Origin of the sequence: Neolewinella aquimaris (genome assembly GCF_014197245.1) — a bacterium.
Classification (GTDB): Bacteria; Bacteroidota; Bacteroidia; order Chitinophagales; family Saprospiraceae; genus Neolewinella; species Neolewinella aquimaris.
Genome location: NZ_JACIFF010000011.1, coordinates 18,771 through 37,976 on the forward strand (window position 1 = coordinate 18,771; position 19,206 = coordinate 37,976).

General features: G+C 56.1%; 12 protein-coding genes and 4 tRNA genes. 15 read left to right on the top strand and 1 reads right to left on the bottom strand.

From position 1 onward, the window contains the following. The 13 genes from GGR28_RS17850 (at window position 1) to rpoC (ending at window position 13,733) form a co-directional block, all read left to right on the top strand. A tRNA-Tyr gene (locus GGR28_RS17850) sits at window positions 1–82 on the top strand. A gap of 67 nt (window positions 83–149) precedes the next feature. Further along, window positions 150–222, top strand: a tRNA-Gly gene (locus GGR28_RS17855). Window positions 223–269: 47 nt separating this feature from the next. Further along, a tRNA-Thr gene (locus tag GGR28_RS17860) sits at window positions 270–341 on the top strand. A 112-nt stretch (window positions 342–453) separates the two neighbouring features. Continuing rightward, window positions 454–1,650 carry an elongation factor Tu gene (tuf, locus tag GGR28_RS17865; RefSeq protein ID WP_183497197.1) on the top strand — a complete coding sequence of 399 codons (1,197 nt, stop codon included), beginning with the start codon at window positions 454–456 and terminating at the stop codon, window positions 1,648–1,650. Between the two features lie 157 nt (window positions 1,651–1,807). Further along, window positions 1,808–1,880: transfer RNA gene (locus GGR28_RS17870), tRNA-Trp, on the top strand. A 178-nt stretch (window positions 1,881–2,058) separates the two neighbouring features. Further along, window positions 2,059–2,253, top strand: a complete 195-nt coding sequence (secE, locus tag GGR28_RS17875; RefSeq protein ID WP_183497198.1) for a preprotein translocase subunit SecE — start codon at window positions 2,059–2,061, stop codon at window positions 2,251–2,253. A 13-nt stretch (window positions 2,254–2,266) separates the two neighbouring features. Beyond that, the gene (nusG, locus tag GGR28_RS17880) at window positions 2,267–2,812 is read left to right on the top strand and encodes a transcription termination/antitermination protein NusG (protein ID WP_183497199.1); all 546 of its coding nucleotides are present in this window, start codon (window positions 2,267–2,269) and stop codon (window positions 2,810–2,812) included. A 93-nt stretch (window positions 2,813–2,905) separates the two neighbouring features. After that, the gene (rplK, locus tag GGR28_RS17885) at window positions 2,906–3,349 is read left to right on the top strand and encodes a 50S ribosomal protein L11 (protein WP_183497200.1); all 444 of its coding nucleotides are present in this window, start codon (window positions 2,906–2,908) and stop codon (window positions 3,347–3,349) included. A 73-nt stretch (window positions 3,350–3,422) separates the two neighbouring features. After that, the gene (rplA, locus tag GGR28_RS17890; RefSeq protein ID WP_183497201.1) at window positions 3,423–4,115 is read left to right on the top strand and encodes a 50S ribosomal protein L1; all 693 of its coding nucleotides are present in this window, start codon (window positions 3,423–3,425) and stop codon (window positions 4,113–4,115) included. A 21-nt stretch (window positions 4,116–4,136) separates the two neighbouring features. Beyond that, window positions 4,137–4,667, top strand: coding sequence for a 50S ribosomal protein L10 (gene rplJ / locus GGR28_RS17895; RefSeq protein WP_183497202.1), 531 nt, complete (start codon window positions 4,137–4,139; stop codon window positions 4,665–4,667). Between the two features lie 101 nt (window positions 4,668–4,768). Then, entirely contained in the window at window positions 4,769–5,149 is a 381-nt protein-coding gene (rplL, locus tag GGR28_RS17900) for a 50S ribosomal protein L7/L12 (RefSeq protein WP_183497203.1), read from the top strand. A gap of 285 nt (window positions 5,150–5,434) precedes the next feature. Further along, window positions 5,435–9,259 carry a DNA-directed RNA polymerase subunit beta gene (rpoB, locus tag GGR28_RS17905; protein ID WP_183497204.1) on the top strand — a complete coding sequence of 1,275 codons (3,825 nt, stop codon included), beginning with the start codon at window positions 5,435–5,437 and terminating at the stop codon, window positions 9,257–9,259. Between the two features lie 118 nt (window positions 9,260–9,377). Then, window positions 9,378–13,733, top strand: coding sequence for a DNA-directed RNA polymerase subunit beta' (rpoC, locus tag GGR28_RS17910; RefSeq protein ID WP_183497205.1), 4,356 nt, complete (start codon window positions 9,378–9,380; stop codon window positions 13,731–13,733). A 77-nt stretch (window positions 13,734–13,810) separates the two neighbouring features. On the opposite strand, the gene GGR28_RS17915 is transcribed toward rpoC, so the two are convergent. Next, a complete protein-coding gene (locus GGR28_RS17915) occupies window positions 13,811–14,332 on the bottom strand; it encodes a hypothetical protein (protein WP_183497206.1) in 522 nt (173 codons plus the stop codon). Window positions 14,333–14,713: 381 nt separating this feature from the next. Between GGR28_RS17915 and GGR28_RS17920 the strand changes: the two genes are divergently transcribed. Further along, entirely contained in the window at window positions 14,714–15,763 is a 1,050-nt protein-coding gene (locus GGR28_RS17920; protein WP_183497207.1) for a GntR family transcriptional regulator, read from the top strand. Between the two features lie 305 nt (window positions 15,764–16,068). After that, window positions 16,069–19,203 carry a SusC/RagA family TonB-linked outer membrane protein gene (locus GGR28_RS17925; RefSeq protein ID WP_183497208.1) on the top strand — a complete coding sequence of 1,045 codons (3,135 nt, stop codon included), beginning with the start codon at window positions 16,069–16,071 and terminating at the stop codon, window positions 19,201–19,203. Window positions 19,204–19,206: the final 3 nt, after the last annotated feature.

Below are 19,206 nucleotides of genomic sequence, written 5' to 3' on the forward strand. Positions count from 1 at the left end.
GGGGGTGCGCCACAGTTGGAGAGGTGGGCTGGACTGTAAATCCAGTGTTTCGACTGAGTAGGTTCGAATCCTACCACCCCCACACCTTACGGATTGATAATTTACAAGGGGTAAATTGTAAGCCGTACATTGTACGTTTTATACCAGTCGCGGAAGTAGCTCAGCTGGTAGAGCATCAGCCTTCCAAGCTGAGGGTCGCGGGTTCGAATCTCGTCTTCCGCTCTAACTGCTCCACAACGGTGGGGTGAACGATTAATCGCAACCGTGTTGCCGACGTAGCTCAGGGGTAGAGCACTTCCATGGTAAGGAAGGGGTCGTGAGTTCAAATCTCACCGTTGGCTCAAGGGTAATTACTTTTTCAATCCACACGGGTTGAGGAAAGGGGCGGCCGGGGTTGCGGTCGGCACCCTGAATTAGCACCATTTTTTTAATACCAAAATAGGTTATCCTCAGATGGCTAAGGAAAAATTTGCAAGAACGAAACCCCACGTGAACGTGGGTACCATTGGTCACGTAGACCACGGTAAGACCACCCTGACCGCAGCTATCACCACCGTACTGGCGGAGACTGGCGGCGCTAAGAAGATGGATTACGACACGATCGACTCGGCTCCCGAGGAGAAAGAGCGTGGTATCACCATCAACACCGCCCACGTCGAGTACGAGACGGCTAACCGTCACTACGCTCACGTCGACTGTCCCGGTCACGCTGACTACGTTAAGAACATGGTTACGGGTGCCGCCCAGATGGACGGAGCTATCCTCGTGGTAGCCGCCACCGACGGCCCCATGCCTCAGACCCGCGAGCACATCCTCCTGGCCCGCCAGGTAGGTGTACCCAACATCGTGGTCTTCATGAACAAAGCCGACCTCGTCGACGACGAAGAGATGCTCGAGCTGGTCGAAATGGAAGTACGCGAACTGCTGAGCCAGTACGAGTACGACGGCGACAACGCCAGCATCATCATCGGTTCGGCCCTTAAGGCCCTCGAAGGTGACGCCGACGGAAAGCAGCAGATCCTCGATCTGATGAATGCCGTTGACTCCGAGATCCCCGAGCCCGAGCGCCTGGTCGATCAGCCCTTCCTGATGCCCGTAGAGGACGTATTCTCGATCACCGGTCGTGGTACCGTTGCTACCGGACGTATCGAGCGTGGCGTGATCAACGTAGGCGACGGTGTCGAAATCCTGGGAATGCAGGCTGCCGACGCGAAGCCCCTCACTTCCACCATCACCGGTGTAGAGATGTTCCGCAAGCTGCTGGATCGTGGTGAAGCCGGTGACAACGCCGGTCTGCTGCTCCGCGGTATCGACAAGGAAGCCATCAAGCGTGGTATGGTAATCTGTAAGCCAGGTAGCGTAAAGCCCCACAGCCACTTTAAGTGTGAGGTATACGTCCTGTCGAAGGAAGAAGGTGGCCGTCACAAGCCCTTCTTCAACGGCTACCGTCCCCAGTTCTACTTCCGCACCACCGACGTAACCGGTGACATCACCCTCCCCGAGAACGTGGAGATGGTAATGCCCGGCGACAACGTCACCCTGGAAGTGAAGCTGCTCAACACCATCGCTATGGAGAAAGGCCTCCGCTTCGCTATCCGCGAAGGTGGCCGCACCGTAGGCGCCGGTCAGGTAACTGAAATTCTCGCCTAAACGACTCCCCTGAGTCATTTTCGCGATTGCATGGAAAGTTAAGCGTCTGAATGCAGGCGCTTAACTTTTCCATTTACCGTTCATCATATACCATTTTCCCTGCGGGTCACCCCAAATCGACAATGGTACATCCCTAAATGGTAAATTGCACATTCAAACGGGTGTAGCTCAATTGGCAGAGCACTGGTCTCCAAAACCAGGGGCTGGGAGTTCGAGTCTCTCCACCCGTGCATTTTGAAGGATTGAAGAAAATAGGGATTGAAGGGGGGAGGGATTGAAGGAGATAGGAACTGAAGGGTAGTGTAAAGCATACCCGGCTGATGTCCACCATCCTTCACCCCCTCACTCCATCACCCCCTCACCCCCTCATTCCTTCACCCCCCCCCTCACTCCTTCAATCCTTTATCAATGGACAAGCTGGGACTATACTTACGGGAAAGCTACAACGAGCTCGTACACAACGTGACCTGGCCTCCGTATTCTACCCTACAGACGAATACCATCCTGGTACTGACCGGCTCGGCAATCTTTGCCCTGCTGATCCTGATGATGGATTTCGTTTGGAAGAACGTAGTAGACTTCATCTACAGCACGGGAGGTTAAGCATAACATCGGCATGGCAGACAACAAATGGTACTCGCTGCGAGTGATCAGCGGCAAGGAAAAAAAGATCAAGGAACGGATCGAAAAGGAGATCGAACGCAACGATTGGGGAAGCCACGTTACGAAGATCGTCGTGCCTACCGAGAAAGTGTATAAGATCCGCAGCGGTAAGAAGGTCATCTCCGACCGCAACATCCTGCCGGGTTACATTCTGGTGGAAGCCGATCCTTACGCACTCAATGCGGAAGTCGTGGATGCCATCACCAGCCTGCCCAACGTCATTCACTTCCTCGGAAAGAGCGAGCCGGTGCCTATGCGGGAATCAGAGGCCAACCGCCTGCTTGGTAAGGTAGACGAAAGCCTCGAAGCCGGAGACACCATGATCGAGCCCTTCATCGAAGGGGAGACCATTAAGATCATCGACGGGCCCTTCAACGAGTTTGTCGGAGACATTCAGGAGGTGAACGAAGAAAAGAAAAAACTGAAAGTGATCGTCAAGATCTTCGGTCGCGGCACGGAAGTCGAACTGAATTTCATGCAGGTCGAAAAGCAGTCATAACCTATTAACAAAATTCCACACGTCGGAGAGGCGGGCGCGGCAGTCCCTGCGGAATGAGCGCCAACTTCGTAAGTACGACACAAATAAGTCAACATGGCTAAGGAAGTAGAAACCTTCATCAAACTACAGGTCCGCGGCGGCGCGGCCAACCCGGCCCCCCCGGTCGGTCCGGCACTCGGTGCCAAGGGCGTCAACATCATGGAGTTCTGTAAGCGCTTCAACGCGGCTACCCAGGACAGCCAGGGAAAAGTTCTTCCGGTAGTTATAACCGTATACAAGGACAAGTCCTTCGATTTCGTCATCAAGACCCCACCGGCCGCCGTCCAGTTGCTCGAGGCCGCAAAGCTGAAGAGTGGTTCGAAGGAGCCCAACCGCAACAAGGTAGCTAAGGTAACCTGGGATCAGGTGCGCGCTATCGCCGAAAGCAAAATGCCCGACCTGAACGCCTTCTCCGTAGAGAGCGGCATGAAGATGGTAGCCGGCACGGCCCGCTCCATGGGCATCGTGGTCGATGGCACCCCCCCCTGGGAAGCGTAGGGCTTAGTACAAATCATTTAATCAAGTAGGGAGCGCACTCCGGTGCGCGCTATAAACCTCAAACTATTCAATCATGGCTAAACTTAGTAAGGCGCGCAAAGCCGCCGCTGAGAAAGTCGATGCAACCAAGCAGTACAGCCTCGAGGAGGCCGTTGCCCTCGTCAAGGAGGTCAACGTTGCGAAGTTCAATGCATCGGTAGACGTACACGTACGTCTGGGGATCGATCCCCGCAAGGCTGACCAGGCGCTCCGGGGCACGGTCACCCTCCCCCACGGTACGGGCAAAACCAAGCGCGTACTGGCCTTCGTAACCCCCGATAAGGAGCAGGAAGCACTGGACGCTGGTGCGGACTTCGCCGGACTGGACGAGCTCGTACAGCGGGTAACCGACGGCTGGACGGACTTCGACGTAGTCGTGGCTATGCCCCAAACGATGGCTAAGGTCGGTCGACTGGGTCGCGTACTCGGACCCCGTGGCCTTATGCCGAACCCCAAGACGGGCACCGTAACGATGGACGTAGCTAAGGCGATTTCCGACGTTAAGGGCGGTAAGATTGCCTTCCGCGTAGACAAGTTCGGTATCGTCCACAGCAGCATCGGCCGGGTGGAATTCACTCCCGACCAACTGAAGGACAACGCCAACGAACTGCTCGGTACCCTGGTGCGCATGAAGCCCAGCAGTGCCAAGGGCAACTACATGAAATCGGTGACCATGGCTTCGACCATGAGCCCCGGTATCAAGATCGATCCGAAGACCATCGCCTAACCGTCCTAAATAATATCAACCATGAATAAGACAGATAAAGCGGCGGCCATTGAATCACTGAAGGAGCGTTTCCAAAACAACGACTACTTCTACATTGCCGACGCCTCCACCCTTTCGGTAGAGCAGGTAAACCGCCTGCGCGGTATCTGCTACCAGCGTGGCGTATCCATGCAGGTTGTCAAGAACACCCTGGCCCGCAAGGCCCTCGAGCAACTGCCCGAAGAGAACAACTATGCTCCCCTGTTCGACGCCCTCAAGGGCCCGACCGCGATCATGTTCTCCGAAGTAGGAAACGCTCCCGCCAAGGTGATCAAGGAGTTCCGCGAGGACAAGGGCGAGCGCCCCATCCTCAAGGCCGCCTACATTGCCTCCTCCGTTTACAGCGGCGACGATCAACTCGACCTCCTGGCCAAGCTCAAGAGCCGCGACGAAGTCCTCGCCGATATCCTCACCCTGCTCCAGAGCCCCATGCAGAACCTGCTCGGCGGCTTGAAGGGACAGGGCAGCAAGCTTGCCGGCGCGCTGAAGACCCTCGAGGAAAGAGAAGCCTAAGCTTCTCCCCATTCAACCACAGCTTCCAAGCTGATTACGCATGAGTGCCGCCGCAGATTTTGTGGCGATGCTCGTAAATCACTATTAAATACATTTTTATTATGGCAGACGTAAAAGCAATTGCCGACCAGCTCGTAGAACTTACCATTAAGGACGTTACCGAGCTCCTGCAGATCCTGAAAGACGAACATGGCATCGAGCCCGCAGCCGCCGCAGTAGCGGTAGGTGGTGGAGGAGGTGGCGAAGCTGGTGGCGAAGCCGCAGCCGAGCAAACCGAGTTCGACGTGATCCTGGAATCTGCCGGTGGCAGCAAGCTGAAGGTCGTGAAGGAAGTGAAGACCCTGCTCGGACTCGGTCTGAAAGACGCTAAGGAAATGGTCGACGGTGCTCCAGCCACGCTCAAGTCCGGTGTCGACAAGGCCGAGGGCGAAAGCATCAAGGCCGCTCTCGAAGAGGCCGGTGCTACGGTGGTACTGAAGTAATTCAGTCGCTCCCTTCGAAAGGATACAAGCGCGGGGGCGCGGCCACAGCAGTGGTGGCGTCCCCCGCTTCTTCCTTATTTTGTTAGGCTTAGCGGACAACGGTCCGGCTGGGCCATTCGCGTATAAGAAATCATCTGTACGCGAAACTATCTAGGGGCAACTTCTGTTGTGTTTCTTCGCAATGCCCCATACTTCCGAAGAATTTCCTTCGGAGCACATACCATACCACCCGGATTTCAGCCACCGCGGAAGGCTACCCGGGTTAAATATAAAGGAAAACTGCTAATGACGTCAAACGGCCAGATCCTTAACGCCGAAGAGCAACGGGTGAGCTTCGGTAAGATTAAGCTAACCGATCATTCCCCCGATCTTCTCGAAATCCAATTAAAATCATTCCAGGAATTCTTCCAGCTGGAGACCACGCCCGAAAATCGGGCACTTGAGGGTCTCTACCGGGTATTCCAGGAAAACTTCCCCATCTCCGATACCAGGAACATCTTCAATCTGGAGTTCCTGGATTACTTCGTTGATCCCCCCCGGTACAGCATCGAGGAATGTATGCAGCGTGGCCTTACCTACAGCGTCCCGCTGAAGGCCAAGCTCCGCCTGTCGTGTAACGACGAGGAGCACGTTGACTTTAAAACGATCGTACAGGATGTATTCCTCGGAAACATCCCCTACATGACCCCCAAGGGCACCTTCGTCATCAACGGCGCCGAGCGGGTTATCGTTTCCCAATTGCACCGTAGCCCCGGTGTATTCTTCGGTCAGAATTTCCACCCCAACGGCACGGCAATCTACTCCGCCCGTGTCATCCCCTTCAAGGGAGCCTGGATGGAATTCGCTACCGACATCAATACGGTGATGTACACCTACATCGACCGGAAGAAGAAATTCCCCGTCACGACGCTTCTCCGCGCCATTGGTTTCGACTCAGATAAGTCGATCCTCGACCTGTTCGATCTGGCCGACGAGGTAGCTAATACCCGCGAAGCCCTGACCGCCGCCATCGGCCGGAAACTCGCCGCCCGCGTACTGCGTGCCTGGACGGAAGATTTCGTCGACGAAGACACGGGCGAGCTCGTCATTCTCGAGCGTAACGAGATCATCCTCGAACGCGACACGGTCCTGACGGAAGACAATATTGAAGAAATCCTGAGTGCCGACGGCATCGAAAACATCATCCTGCAGAAGGAAGATGTCGGCATGGACTACAGCATCATCTACAATACCCTGCAGAAGGATCCTTCGAGCAGTGAAATTGAAGCGGTGCAGTACATCTACCGCCAGCTACGCGGCAGCGATCCCCCCGATGAAGAAACCGCCCGCGGTATCATCGATAAGTTGTTCTTCAGCGACAAGCGCTATAACCTCGGAGAGGTAGGCCGCTACAAGATCAACCGCAAACTCAACGCCGGCACCGACGACGAAATCCTGGTACTCACCAAGGAGGACATCATCGCTATCGTCAAGTACCTGGTCGGGTTGATGAACCAGCGTGCCGAAATCGACGACATCGATCACCTGAGCAACCGCCGCGTTCGCACGGTAGGGGAGCAGTTGTACGCCCAGTTCGGCGTCGGACTGGCCCGTATGGCCCGTACCATCCGGGAACGGATGAACGTAAGGGACAACGAGGTTTTCACCCCGATCGATCTGATCAACGCCCGTACCCTCTCCAGCGTCATCAACTCGTTCTTTGGCACCAGCCAGCTGAGCCAGTTCCTGGACCAGACGAACCCACTTTCGGAGATCACCCACAAGCGGCGGATCTCCGCCCTCGGACCTGGGGGTCTAAGTCGGGAGCGCGCCGGATTCGAAGTTCGTGACGTTCACTACAGCCACTACGGCCGCCTGTGTACCATCGAAACGCCGGAAGGTCCTAACATCGGCCTCATCTCCACCCTCTGCGTTCACGCAAAGGTGAACAAGATGGGCTTCCTCGAAACTCCCTACCGGGCCGTCGCCGACAGCCAAGTGGTGATGGAAGGCGATCCGATCTACCTCAGTGCCGAGGGAGAAGACTTTAAGAAGATCGCTCAGGCCAACGCGACGATCGACGAAAAGGGTGCCTTCACCAGCGACCGCGTAAAGGCGCGTGACCACGGTGACTTCCCCGTTCTTGAGCCGTCGGAGATCGAATTCATGGACGTAGCCCCCAACCAGATTGTGGGCGTATCGGCCTCGATGATTCCCTTCCTCGAAAACGATGACGCCAACCGTGCCCTCATGGGCTCGAACATGCAGCGTCAGGCCGTACCCCTACTTCAGCCCGCCAGCCCCATCGTGGGTACCGGCCTCGAAGCTAAGGTGGCCCGCGACAGCCGCATGCTCATCAATGCCGAAGGCGAAGGAACGGTCGAGTACGTAGATGCTAACGAGATCATCGTTCGCTACGAGCGTTCGGAGGAAGATCGTCAGGTCTCCTTCGACGACGATACCAAGACCTACCGCCTGACCAAGTTCCTGCGGACCAACCAGGGAACCTGCGTAAACCTGAAGCCGATTGTCCGCCGCGGACAGAAGGTCAAGGAAGGCGATATCCTCTGTGACGGCTACGCTACAGAAAAAGGCGAACTGGCCCTCGGTCAGAACCTCAAAGTGGCGTTTATGCCATGGAAGGGGTACAACTTTGAGGATGCCATCGTACTCAGCCAGCGCGTAGTGCGGGAAGACATCTTCACCAGCCTCCACATCGAGCACTTCGAACTCGACGTGCGCGATACCAAACTCGGTGAGGAAGAACTTACCAACGACATCCCAAACGTTAGTGAAGAAGCCACCAAAGACCTGGACGAGAATGGCATCATCCGTGTCGGTGCCTGGGTCAAGGAAGGCGACATCCTGATTGGTAAGATCACTCCGAAGGGAGAAAGCGATCCGACGCCGGAGGAAAAGCTGCTGCGTGCGATCTTCGGCGACAAGGCCGGTGACGTAAAGGATGCCTCGCTGAAGGCCAGCCCCTCGCTGAAGGGTGTGGTCATCGGTAAGGACCTCTTCAGCCGTACCAAGAAGGAGCAGTCCCAGAAAGATGCCGAAAAGATCGAACTTCAGAAATTGGAGGACGAGCACAAAGTGAACCTCAACAACCTGAAGACCCTCCTCGTAGATAAGCTGGACAAGCTCATCCGCGGTCGGGCCAGCCAGGGCGTCAACACCATCTACGGTGAAGTCGTCGTGCCTAAGGGAGAGAAATTCACCCAGAGCCTGCTGCGTGAAGTGGATTACACCACCATCGACTACAGCGGCTGGACCACCAGTGACGAGCTCAACAGCCTCATCGCCCGCCTGCTGCACAACTACAGCATCAAGGTCAACGAGGAAGTGGGTCGCTACAAGCGCGAAACATTTAACATCAGCGTGGGCGATGAACTGCCCGCCGGTGTGCTGAAGCTCGCTAAGGTCTACCTCGCCAAGAAGCGTAAGCTGAAGGTAGGGGATAAGCTCGCCGGCCGTCACGGTAACAAAGGAATTGTGAGCCGCATCGTCCGCGATGAGGACATGCCCTTCCTCGAAGACGGTACCGCGGTCGACATCATCCTCAACCCCCTCGGCGTACCCTCGCGGATGAACCTCGGACAGATCTTCGAGACCGTTCTCGGATGGGCCGGTGAGAAACTGGGAATGAAGTTCGCCACTCCGATCTTCGATGGTGCAAGCCAGGACGAGATCGAGGAGTACATCCAGAAGGCCAAACTGCCGAGTCTCGGTCAGGCATACCTCTACGACGGTGAAACGGGCGACCGCTTCCACCAGCAGGCTACGGTAGGCGTGATCTACATGCTCAAGCTCAGCCACATGGTTGACGATAAGATGCACGCTCGCTCGATCGGACCCTACTCCCTCATTACCCAGCAGCCGCTTGGTGGTAAGGCACAGTTTGGTGGTCAGCGCTTCGGTGAGATGGAAGTTTGGGCGCTTGAAGCGTTCGGTGCCTCCAATATCCTGCAGGAGCTACTCACGATCAAGTCGGACGACATTCAGGGACGTGCCAAGGCCTACGAGGCCATCGTCAAGGGCGATAACCTCCCCGAGCCGAATATCCCCGAGTCGTTCAACGTACTGGTACACGAACTCCGTGGACTGGCGCTGGACGTCAAGTTCGACTAGTCGGATAGCTGAATTTCCGGCTCCAAAGGGAGTCGATAATTTTTGAAAACTAAGGTTAGGCGGGGACGCAGGTGCATTGCTCCCGCGACCCCGCCCGACCTTCTCTATAAAATCAATTATGGCATTTAAGAAGAGTACAAACCTCCAGAAGCAGGACTTCGATGCGATCACCATCAGCCTGTCGAGCCCGGACGATATCCTGGAGCGTAGCTACGGTGAGGTGCTGAAGCCCGAGACCATCAACTACCGTAGCTATAAGCCGGAACGTGATGGACTTTTCTGTGAGCGCATCTTCGGCCCCGTTAAGGACTATGAATGCTACTGTGGCAAGTACAAGCGCATCCGCTATAAGGGGATCGTCTGTGACCGCTGTGGCGTCGAAGTAACGGAAAAGAAAGTGCGGCGCGAACGCATGGGCCACATTCGCTTGGTGGTGCCCGTCGTGCATATCTGGTTCTTCAAATCACTACCTAATAAGATCGCCTACCTGCTCGGATTTAGCTCCAAGCACCTGGAAAGCATCATTTACTACGAGCGCTACGTGGTCATCAATCCCGGTATCCGGGAGAGTGAGGAGATCATGCACAAGACCCTGCTCACGGAGGAGCAGTACCTTGATATTCTCGAGACCCTGCCCCCCGAGAACCAGCAACTGGAAGACGGTCACCCCGACAAGTTTGTCGCCAAGATGGGTGCCGAAGCAGTGCGGGACCTGCTCGAGGGACTGAAGCTCGACGAACTGAGTTTCCAGCTTCGCCACCAGGCCAATACCGAAACCAGCCAGCAACGTAAGAGCGAAGCACTCAAGCGCCTGCGTGTAGTGGAAGCTTTCCGCGATGCCCAGGAAAACGTAACCAACAAGCCGGAATGGACGATCATCCAGTACCTGCCCGTTGTTCCACCGGAACTGCGCCCGCTGGTGCCCCTGGACGGTGGCCGTTTTGCGTCTTCCGACCTCAACGACCTCTACCGCCGGGTAATCATCCGCAACAACCGCCTGAAGCGCCTGCTGGAGATCAAAGCTCCCGAAGTCATCCTGCGCAACGAAAAGCGGATGCTGCAGGAGGCCGTCGATAGCCTCTTCGACAACAGCCGTAAATCCAACGCCGTAAAGGCCGAGGGTGGACGTGCGCTGAAGTCGCTCTCCGACATCCTGAAGGGTAAGCAGGGCCGTTTCCGTCAGAACCTCCTCGGTAAGCGGGTAGACTACTCGGGCCGTTCGGTCATCGTAGTAGGACCTACGCTGAAGCTGCACGAATGTGGTATTCCGAAGGGAATGGCCGCCGAACTCTTCAAGCCGTTCATCATCCGTAAGCTCATCGAGCGCGGTATCGTGAAGACGGTGAAGTCGGCTAAGAAACTTGTTGACCGCAAAGAGCCCGTAATCTGGGAAATCCTGGAAAACATCCTGCGCGGACACCCCGTCATGCTTAACCGGGCACCAACGCTTCACCGTCTTTCGATCCAGGCCTTCCAGCCGAAACTGATCGAAGGAAAGGCGATCCAACTGCACCCCCTCGTCTGTTCGGCCTTCAACGCCGACTTCGACGGTGACCAGATGGCCGTCCACGTGCCGCTGAGCCAGGCTGCTATCCTGGAAGCCCAGGTGCTGATGCTTTCGGCCCACAACATGCTTAACCCGCAGAACGGTACTCCCGTGACCCTTCCTTCTCAGGATATGGTACTGGGTCTGTACTACATCACCAAGCAGCGTCGCAGCGAAGGCGAAGTGAAGGTGAAGGGCGAGGGACGCAAGTTCTACAGCTCGGAAGAGGTGATGATCGCCTACAACGAGGGACAACTGGACCTGCACGCCATCATCCACTGCCGGGTACCCCAGGAAGACGAGAACGGCAAAATGAAACTGAAGCTGATCGAGACCACTACTGGTCGCGTGATGTTCAACAGCGCCGTTCCCAAGGGCATGCCCTTCGTCAATGTACTCCTGACCAAGAAGAACCTGAAGCTGGTCATCGCCGACATCCTCGAGCGGTCCAACTTTGCCATTACGGCTACCTTCCTGGACAAGATCAAGGATATGGGCTTCACCTGGGCATTCAAGGGCGGACTGTCCTTTAACCTCGGTGACCTCATCACCCCATCCGTAAAGCAAGATGTACTTACCCAGGCCCGCGCAGAAGTGGACGAGGTGATGGACAACTTCAACATGGGTCTGATCACCAACAACGAGCGCTACAACCAGATCATCGATAAGTGGACGTACGCCGATAACCAAATCACCAACACCCTCATGCAGGAGTTGGCCGAGCACAAGCAAGGCTTCAACTCCGTGTACATGATGCTGGATAGCGGTGCCCGTGGTTCCACTCAGCAGATTAAGCAGCTGTGTGGTCTGCGTGGACTGATGGCCAAGCCGAAGAAGTCAAACGACAGCGGCCCGGCGGTAATCGAGAACCCGATCCTTTCCAACTTCGTGGACGGACTTTCGGTACTCGAATACTTCATCTCCACTCACGGTGCCCGTAAGGGTCTGGCCGATACGGCCCTCAAGACGGCCGACGCCGGTTACCTGACGCGCCGTCTGGTAGACGTAGCCCAGGACGTAGTCATCATGGAGGAGGATTGCGAAACCCTCCGCGGTATCGATACCTCCGCCCTGAAGGAGAACGACAAGGTCGTGGAAAGTCTGACCAGCCGCATCGCCGGTCGCTACTCCCTCCACGATATCGTACACCCCGTAACCGATGAAGTGATCGTGAAGGCCGATGAATACATCGACGACCGCACGGCCAAGTACATCGAAGACGAGGGCATCGAAGAAGTGACCATCCGCTCCGTTCTCACCTGTGAGGTCAAGCGTGGTGTTTGCGGTAAGTGCTACGGTAAGAACCTCGCTACCGGCCGTAAGGCAGAAATGGGGGATGCCGTCGGTATCATCGCGGCCCAGTCGATCGGTGAACCCGGAACCCAGCTGACCCTGCGTACCTTCCACGTGGGTGGTATTGCCTCGGTAACCCGTGCGGAAAGCGAACTGGTATCGAAGTTCAACGGTAAGGTAGTCTTCGATGGCGTTCGCGTCGTGACCGCCGAAAACGACATGGGCGATAAGCAGGACGTCGTACTGTCCCGCTCCGGCGAGATCAAGATCGTCGATCCGGAAACCAGCAAAGTATACGCTACCCAGCACCTTCCCTACGGTGGTACCATCCACATTAAGGACGGACAGGACATCAAGAAGGGCGACGTCATCGTAGAGTGGGACCCCTACAACGCGGTGATCATCTCCGAATTCAAGGGTATTGCTCGCTTCAGCGACATTGACGAAGGCGTTACCTTCCGCACCGAGCGCGACGACCAGACCGGCTTCGAAGAGAAGGTGGTCATGGAAACCCGCGACCGGAAGAAGATTCCGACCATCTCTATCCTGAGCAAGGACGGAGAGGAACTCCGCAGCTACAACCTGCCCGTCGGCGCCTACATCAGCATCGAAGACGGTGCCGAGGTGGCCATTGGCGAGAAGATCGTCAAGATCCCCCGGAAGCTGGGTAAGATTGCGGATATCACCGGTGGTCTGCCCCGGGTAACGGAGCTTTTCGAGGCCCGTAATCCGAGCAATCCGGCCGTTGTTTCCGAAATCGACGGCGTGGTCACCTTCTCCAAGAAGATCAAGCGCGGTAACCGTGAACTGATCGTAGAGGCGAAGGACGGGCAGAAGCGCAAGTACCTCATCAACCTGAGCAAGCACATCCTCGTACAGGACCAGGATTTCGTGCGCGCCGGCATGCCGCTCTCCGATGGAGCGATCGCGCCACGCGACATTCTCGACATCAAAGGTCCCTTCGCCGTACAGACCCACCTGGTCAACGGTGTACAGGAAGTATACCGCTCGCAGGGTATCACGATCAACAACAAGCACATCGAGTCCATCGTACGGCAGATGATGCGCCGCGTAGAAATCGTGGACAGCGGCGACACCACCTTCCTGGAAGGGGAGGCTGCCGAGCGCTACGAGTTCTTCGAGCAGAACGACTGGATCTTCGACAAGAAGGTCATCACCGACGCCGGTCAGAGCGAGAAGCTTAAGGAAGGTCAGATCGTAACCATGCGCCAGGTGCGTGAGGAGAACAGCTACCTGAAGCGTAACGACCTGAAGGGTGTTGCTTACCGCGATGCCCAGGCCGCTACTTCCTTCCCGCTGCTGCAGGGTATCACGAAGTCCAGCCTCGGTACGCCCAGCTGGATCAGTGCCGCCTCCTTCCAGGAGACGACGAAGGTTCTTTCTACCGCCGCCATTGCCGCCAAGCGCGACTACCTGGAGGGCCTGAAGGAGAACGTCATCGTCGGCAAGCGGATCCCAGCCGGTACCGGTATGCGCAAGTACGACCGCCTGTTCGTCACCACGAAAGAACAGCAGGAAGCCTGGGAAGCACGGCAGGCCGCCTTCGCCGAGGAGGAGGAAGCCGCCCGCGACGCCGAACAAGCCGAACTGGCTTCGGAAGAGCCCGCCGAATAGGCCGCAACCGACTGAATGAACAACGCCCCGCCGGAAGCTTCCGGCGGGGCGTTTTATGTTTGGGGGGGCGTGATCGCTTAGTTGACCCGCGACAAGGTATAGAGGGCCGTCTGTTGTTGGTAACTCTCCGCACCGTTACCGGTTCGCGTTTCCTCGTGGTCGATCTCGACGGCTAATTCGGTTTCGGATAGGGTCAGTATGGTAGCTTTCCCCGTATTGCCCTGGTCGTCGCTGGTGGTTAGGACGTTGCCGTTCAGTTCCCATGCTCCCGTGCCAAGTATGTCGGACAACGTGATGATCCTGGAGGAACTCTGACCGTTCAAAACCGTCGTAACCTCCATGCTGAACGTGCCTTCGCTATCCGCCCTTCCATCGGGATGAAAAGTGATGACGTAATCAGTGGGCTCTACCAATACATTGGTGAAGTCAGCCCGGTACTCGGTCCCCTGGGAGGTGGTCGTGGAGTAACCGATGGCGCTTCCCTCCTCCATTGACCAACTCCCCGCCAGGGAAGCATCGAAGGAGATGTCGTCGTCGGAGCCGCAGGACTGAAAGCCAAAGCCGGCCAGGCATAGGAATAAAAGGGTGGATAGTCTCATAAGAATTGGGGTTGATGAATGTGTAGATGCGATCGCCAACCATTCTCGATGCGGCATAAGCGCGTCAGAATAGGCGATATAAAATTTCGTGCCGTAAAGATAGACCCGGTAATGAAATATCTATGCGTTTGGCAAATAAGGCGGACGTAAACTGTAGAACTAAGAGAACAACGGTATATGGTGGCTCATGCGGCCGGATCACGGACGAAATGTCGCTCGATGTTATAAACTGAAGGGGATAGCTGAAAAGCTGAATAGCCAAGTATCGACGTAACCCTCACATTAGAGAGGTATTAAACGTCGATTCTATGCAACATCAATTCTCGCTCCGTCGGAGCAACCACGACTTCTCGAAGCTGCCGCTTTTAAATCGCTCGTCCGATGTCATATAACCTGAAAACGGGCGACGTCACCGAATGGGAGATCACCCTGGACGACTATTCCAAAACGCCGAAATACCGACAGCTGGTAAACTCGATCTCCCACGCGATCGAGGACGGACTACTTCGGGTCGGCGATAAACTGCCATCCGTCAATCGATTACTGATCGAGCACGACATCTCGCGGGTCACCGTGGTGCGGGCTTACGACCTGCTCAAGAAAAAGGAAGTGATCGAAAGCGTTCCCGGTAAAGGGTACTACGTGAAACTAAGGGAGGAGGGTCGGCGTCCGCGCATCCTGCTTTTGTTCAACAAACTCAGCGCCCACAAAAAGCTGATCTACGACGCATTTTCCAGGACCCTGGGGGAGGAGGCAAGCATCTACTTCTACGTCTACAACAACGACTTCAACCTCTTTAAGAACATCATTCAGACCAGTCTGGGTAAGGATTATACGCACTACGTACTCATTTCACACTTCCTGGAGGGAGGAGAAAATGCCCTGGATGTGATTGGGCAAATCCCTCCGGAAAAGCTGGTCATCCTGGATAAACAAATCGAAGGGATTAGCGGAGAGTTGGCCAGCATTTACCAGGATTTTGAGCGAGACATCTATTGTGCGCTCACGGAGATGAGGGACAAGCTGTCGTCTTATCAGAGACTCAAATTGATTTTTCCGGACGATACCTACCATCCCGTTACCATCAAAGACGGGTTTCTGCGATTCTGCGCCGAGTACGCCTTCAACGGCTGCGTGGTCAGCGATATCGCTACCGGAGACATCCGTGCCGGAGACGCCTTCATCAACCTGATGGAAGACGATCTGGTCACCCTGATCAAGCGGTCGAAGGAGCTGAAACTAAAGATTGGTGAGGAAGTAGGCATTATATCCTACAACGAAACCCTGCTCAAGGAGGTCCTGCTCAACGGAATCACCACGGTATCCACTGATTTTGGCCTACTCGGACAAACGGCGGCCGAATGCATCCTGCACGGTCGCAAGGAACGAATCGCCAATCCCTTCCACGTCAAGTTCCGCAACTCGCTTTAACGTACCGTCGGCCGTTCGGGGGTGGGTGGTTCCGCCTGAGGTACTTCTTTTGTCGGGAACGCAGGTGCAATGATCGCGCGGCCGGATCCACTCCCCGGGCCATAATGCAGCCCAACAACTCCCAGCTTCCTCCCAACTCATACCGGGGTAATAGCTAGCCAAGTCAGGAGTTCGATTCCAATTATTTGCAGAACAGTGCGGAACAGTTAATATCATTTTGCCGAATACCTTGCATGCAAATAATATTTTGACTGCGGCGCATCAATGTAGTTAGGCACCATACCACGTCAATCAAATTCAGGATTATGAAACCGACAATTTTCGCAACTACCAGGTTAAAGCGCATACTTCTTCTGGCACTCATATTGGGTGGGGTACACACCGCCTGGGGCCAGCAAACGCTATCCGGGTCAGTCTACGACGAAGAAAATGGTGAGCCGCTCATCGGAGCCAGCATCATCATTCCGGGCGGTACCGGACTTGGCACGGTCACGGACATAAACGGTGAATTTGCACTCGAACTGCCGGAAGGGGTGGAGGAAGTCGAAATTTCCTATACGGGGTATGCTCCACAGATAATTTCGACGGTCGGCCGTTCCGAGATCACCGTTAACCTGGCGAGTGGAGCCGTACTCGATGAAGTCGTCGTGATCGGCTACGGAACCCAGAAAAAGGCGGACGTGACCGGAGCGATCGCCAGCTTCGATGCCGAAAATCTGGACGAACGGCCCATCGTACGGGTAGATCAGGCACTTGTCGGACAGATGGCCGGTGTCCGGGTTCAGCAGACGAGCGGCCTGCCCGGTGCCGGCTTCAGCATACAGATCCGGGGCACGGGTTCCATCGGGGCGAACAACGAGCCACTCTACGTAGTCGACGGCTTTCCCCTCGAAGTGTCCGGACAAAGCAGCAGTGGCGGTTTCGGACAGGGCAACCCCCTGGACAATATTAGCCCCAACGACATACAGTCGATCGAAGTGCTGAAGGACGCCGCGGCCGCAGCCATTTACGGATCGCGCGCTTCCAACGGGGTCGTCCTCATCACCACCAAGCAGGGCAATCAGGGCCGGGCGCAAATTTCCTTGAATACCAGCTACGGATTCAATAAAACGGCTAAGAAACTCGACGTGCTCTCGGCAGAGGAGTGGGTGGACCGCGCGCAGGAAGTGATCGACTACAACTGGGTGAACTCCGGCGAGGGGCGTACGGCCAGTCAGACATCAGCCGAGCGGCAGGCCATCATCGGAGGCTTCAACAGCAACCTGATCAAGGATGAGCGTTGGGACCCGCCCGGACATCCCGGATTGACTTACGTTGACTGGCAGGACGAAATGTTCCGTACCGGCGCACTACAAAATTACAGTCTTTCTGCCCGGGGGGGCAACGACTTCGTTCGCTACTATGTATCGGGTGACTACCTCGATTCGGAGGGAATCGCAATCGGCGTAGGCTACAAGCAGTATTCGGCCCGTGCGAACCTGGAAGTGACCGCGAACGACCGCCTGACTCTGGGAGTCAATATTGCTCCATCCTATTCGATCGCGAGCGACCCCGGCGTAGAGGGCAAGGATCAGCAGATGCACATTGCGGCGGGTATGGCCCCCGTGGTGGAGGATTCCGTCGGGCTGGATGCCAATACGGGGCGCTTCGGCGTGTACAACTGGGGCAACTCACGCTCCAGCCCCGTACGGGTGATCGAGAATTCGATCGGGGACAGAAAGATTTTCCGGACCCTTAGCACCGTCTACGCCGAATACCAACTGGCCGAGGGCATTAGGTTCCGCTCTTCCTTCAACCTGGATAACGTCGACCAAAACGACAAAAGCTACGTGCCTGCCTTCGTGACCCGCAACCGCACCGCGGGCGGCAGCTACACCGGCTACCGGCGGCAAACCTTCGTAAATGAGAATACGGTATCCATCGACCGTACCCTCGGTACCATCCACAGCCTGTCTGCGGTACTCGGCACCAGCTATAACACCTCCAAATTTGACAACTTCGCGATCCGGGTGTCCGGCGGCTTTAACTCCGATGTCGTTACGACCCTGAATGCCGCTAATATCAACGCGGGAAGCACCTTCACGGCGGAAACGAGGAATACGCTGGTTTCCTTTTTCGGCCGGCTGCAGTACAGCCTAAACGATCGTTACTTACTTACCGGCTCACTGCGCCGGGATGGGTCATCACGTTTCGGTCCCGATACCAAGTGGGGAATCTTCCCCTCGGTATCCGCCGGATGGCGGGTATCGGAGGAGCCCTTCATGCAGAATGTGGGATTGATCAATACGCTGAAACTGCGCGGCAGCTGGGGGATTTCCGGAAACAACGGCATTGGCAATTACTCCCACGTATCGATTCTGGGCTTTGATAATTACTCCTTCGGGGGTTCCCTGGCACCGGGGCAGGTGCCCGGCAACTTCGCCAACTCGGCGCTGAGCTGGGAAAAGTCCGAAACCATAAATTTCGGTCTTGATCTGGGCTTCTTTGAAAACCGGATTTACACTTCGTTCGACTACTACACCAAGCGCAATTCGGACCTCCTGCTGAGTATTCCCGTGCCGACGGCCGTCGGGTTCTCTTCCGCGCTGACCAACATCGGTGAGGTGCTCAATCAGGGGTGGGAGATCGAGCTGACGACGCGTAACCTCACGGGCGGCTTTAAGTGGAATACGAGTATAAACTTCAGCCACAACACCAATGAGGTCGTGCAACTCGGTCCGGAAAACTCGCCCATCCTCGGTGGAGCCTTCGACATCAACCACAATATTCTGAAAGTCGGGGAACCCATGTACAGCCTGTACGTGGTGCAGCAGGACGGCATTCTGAGCCGCGCCGACATCGAGGCTGGCGTGGCCCTCTACGGCAACCAGGTCGAAGGGGATCCCCGCTACGTTGACGCCAACGGCGACGGGGTGATCTCTCCGGAAGACCGTGTGCTTTCCGGTCACCCGAACCCCGATTACGTGTGGGGGATTACCAACAGCTTCAACTTCAAGGGCTTCGACCTCAGTGTGCTGCTGCAGGGACAGTGGGGCGGCAAGATCTACTCCACCTTCGGGCGGGGACTCGATCGCACGGGTATGGGTTTTGCCGAAAACACCCTCGGCCTGCACCGCGATCGCTGGCGTAGTGCCGAAGATCCGGGGGCCGGACAACGGGGCAAAGCCTACTCCTCCTTCGGACGAATCAAGAATACCGATTGGTTGTACCCAAGCGACTACTGGAGGGTAAGGAATATCACGCTGGGCTACGACCTAGGCTCCCTGATTCAAGTGAACGGCATCAGTAAGGCGCGCATCTACGCCAACGTCGAGAACTACTTCGGTGGTGATAAGTACGACGGCGGTTACAACCCCGAGGCGGTCAATAACAGCGGGGACGACTACGGGGCCTTCCCCTTGTCCAAGTCCGTCGTTTTCGGACTCAACCTCACATTCTAACCG

Excerpts from the sequence above, each read along its gene's own strand:
- rplK (WP_183497200.1), top strand. The coding sequence starts at position 2,906 with ATGGCTAAGGAAGTAGAAACCTTCATCAAACTACAGGTCCGCGGCGGC.
- rplJ (WP_183497202.1), top strand. The coding sequence starts at position 4,137 with ATGAATAAGACAGATAAAGCGGCGGCCATTGAATCACTGAAGGAGCGT.
- GGR28_RS17915 (WP_183497206.1), bottom strand. The coding sequence starts at position 14,332 with ATGAGACTATCCACCCTTTTATTCCTATGCCTGGCCGGCTTTGGCTTT.
- GGR28_RS17920 (WP_183497207.1), top strand. The coding sequence starts at position 14,714 with ATGTCATATAACCTGAAAACGGGCGACGTCACCGAATGGGAGATCACC.
- rpoC (WP_183497205.1), top strand. The coding sequence starts at position 9,378 with ATGGCATTTAAGAAGAGTACAAACCTCCAGAAGCAGGACTTCGATGCG.
- GGR28_RS17925 (WP_183497208.1), top strand. The coding sequence starts at position 16,069 with ATGAAACCGACAATTTTCGCAACTACCAGGTTAAAGCGCATACTTCTT.
- nusG (WP_183497199.1), top strand. The coding sequence starts at position 2,267 with ATGGCAGACAACAAATGGTACTCGCTGCGAGTGATCAGCGGCAAGGAA.
- rpoB (WP_183497204.1), top strand. The coding sequence starts at position 5,435 with ATGACGTCAAACGGCCAGATCCTTAACGCCGAAGAGCAACGGGTGAGC.
- tuf (WP_183497197.1), top strand. The coding sequence starts at position 454 with ATGGCTAAGGAAAAATTTGCAAGAACGAAACCCCACGTGAACGTGGGT.
- rplA (WP_183497201.1), top strand. The coding sequence starts at position 3,423 with ATGGCTAAACTTAGTAAGGCGCGCAAAGCCGCCGCTGAGAAAGTCGAT.
- secE (WP_183497198.1), top strand. The coding sequence starts at position 2,059 with ATGGACAAGCTGGGACTATACTTACGGGAAAGCTACAACGAGCTCGTA.
- rplL (WP_183497203.1), top strand. The coding sequence starts at position 4,769 with ATGGCAGACGTAAAAGCAATTGCCGACCAGCTCGTAGAACTTACCATT.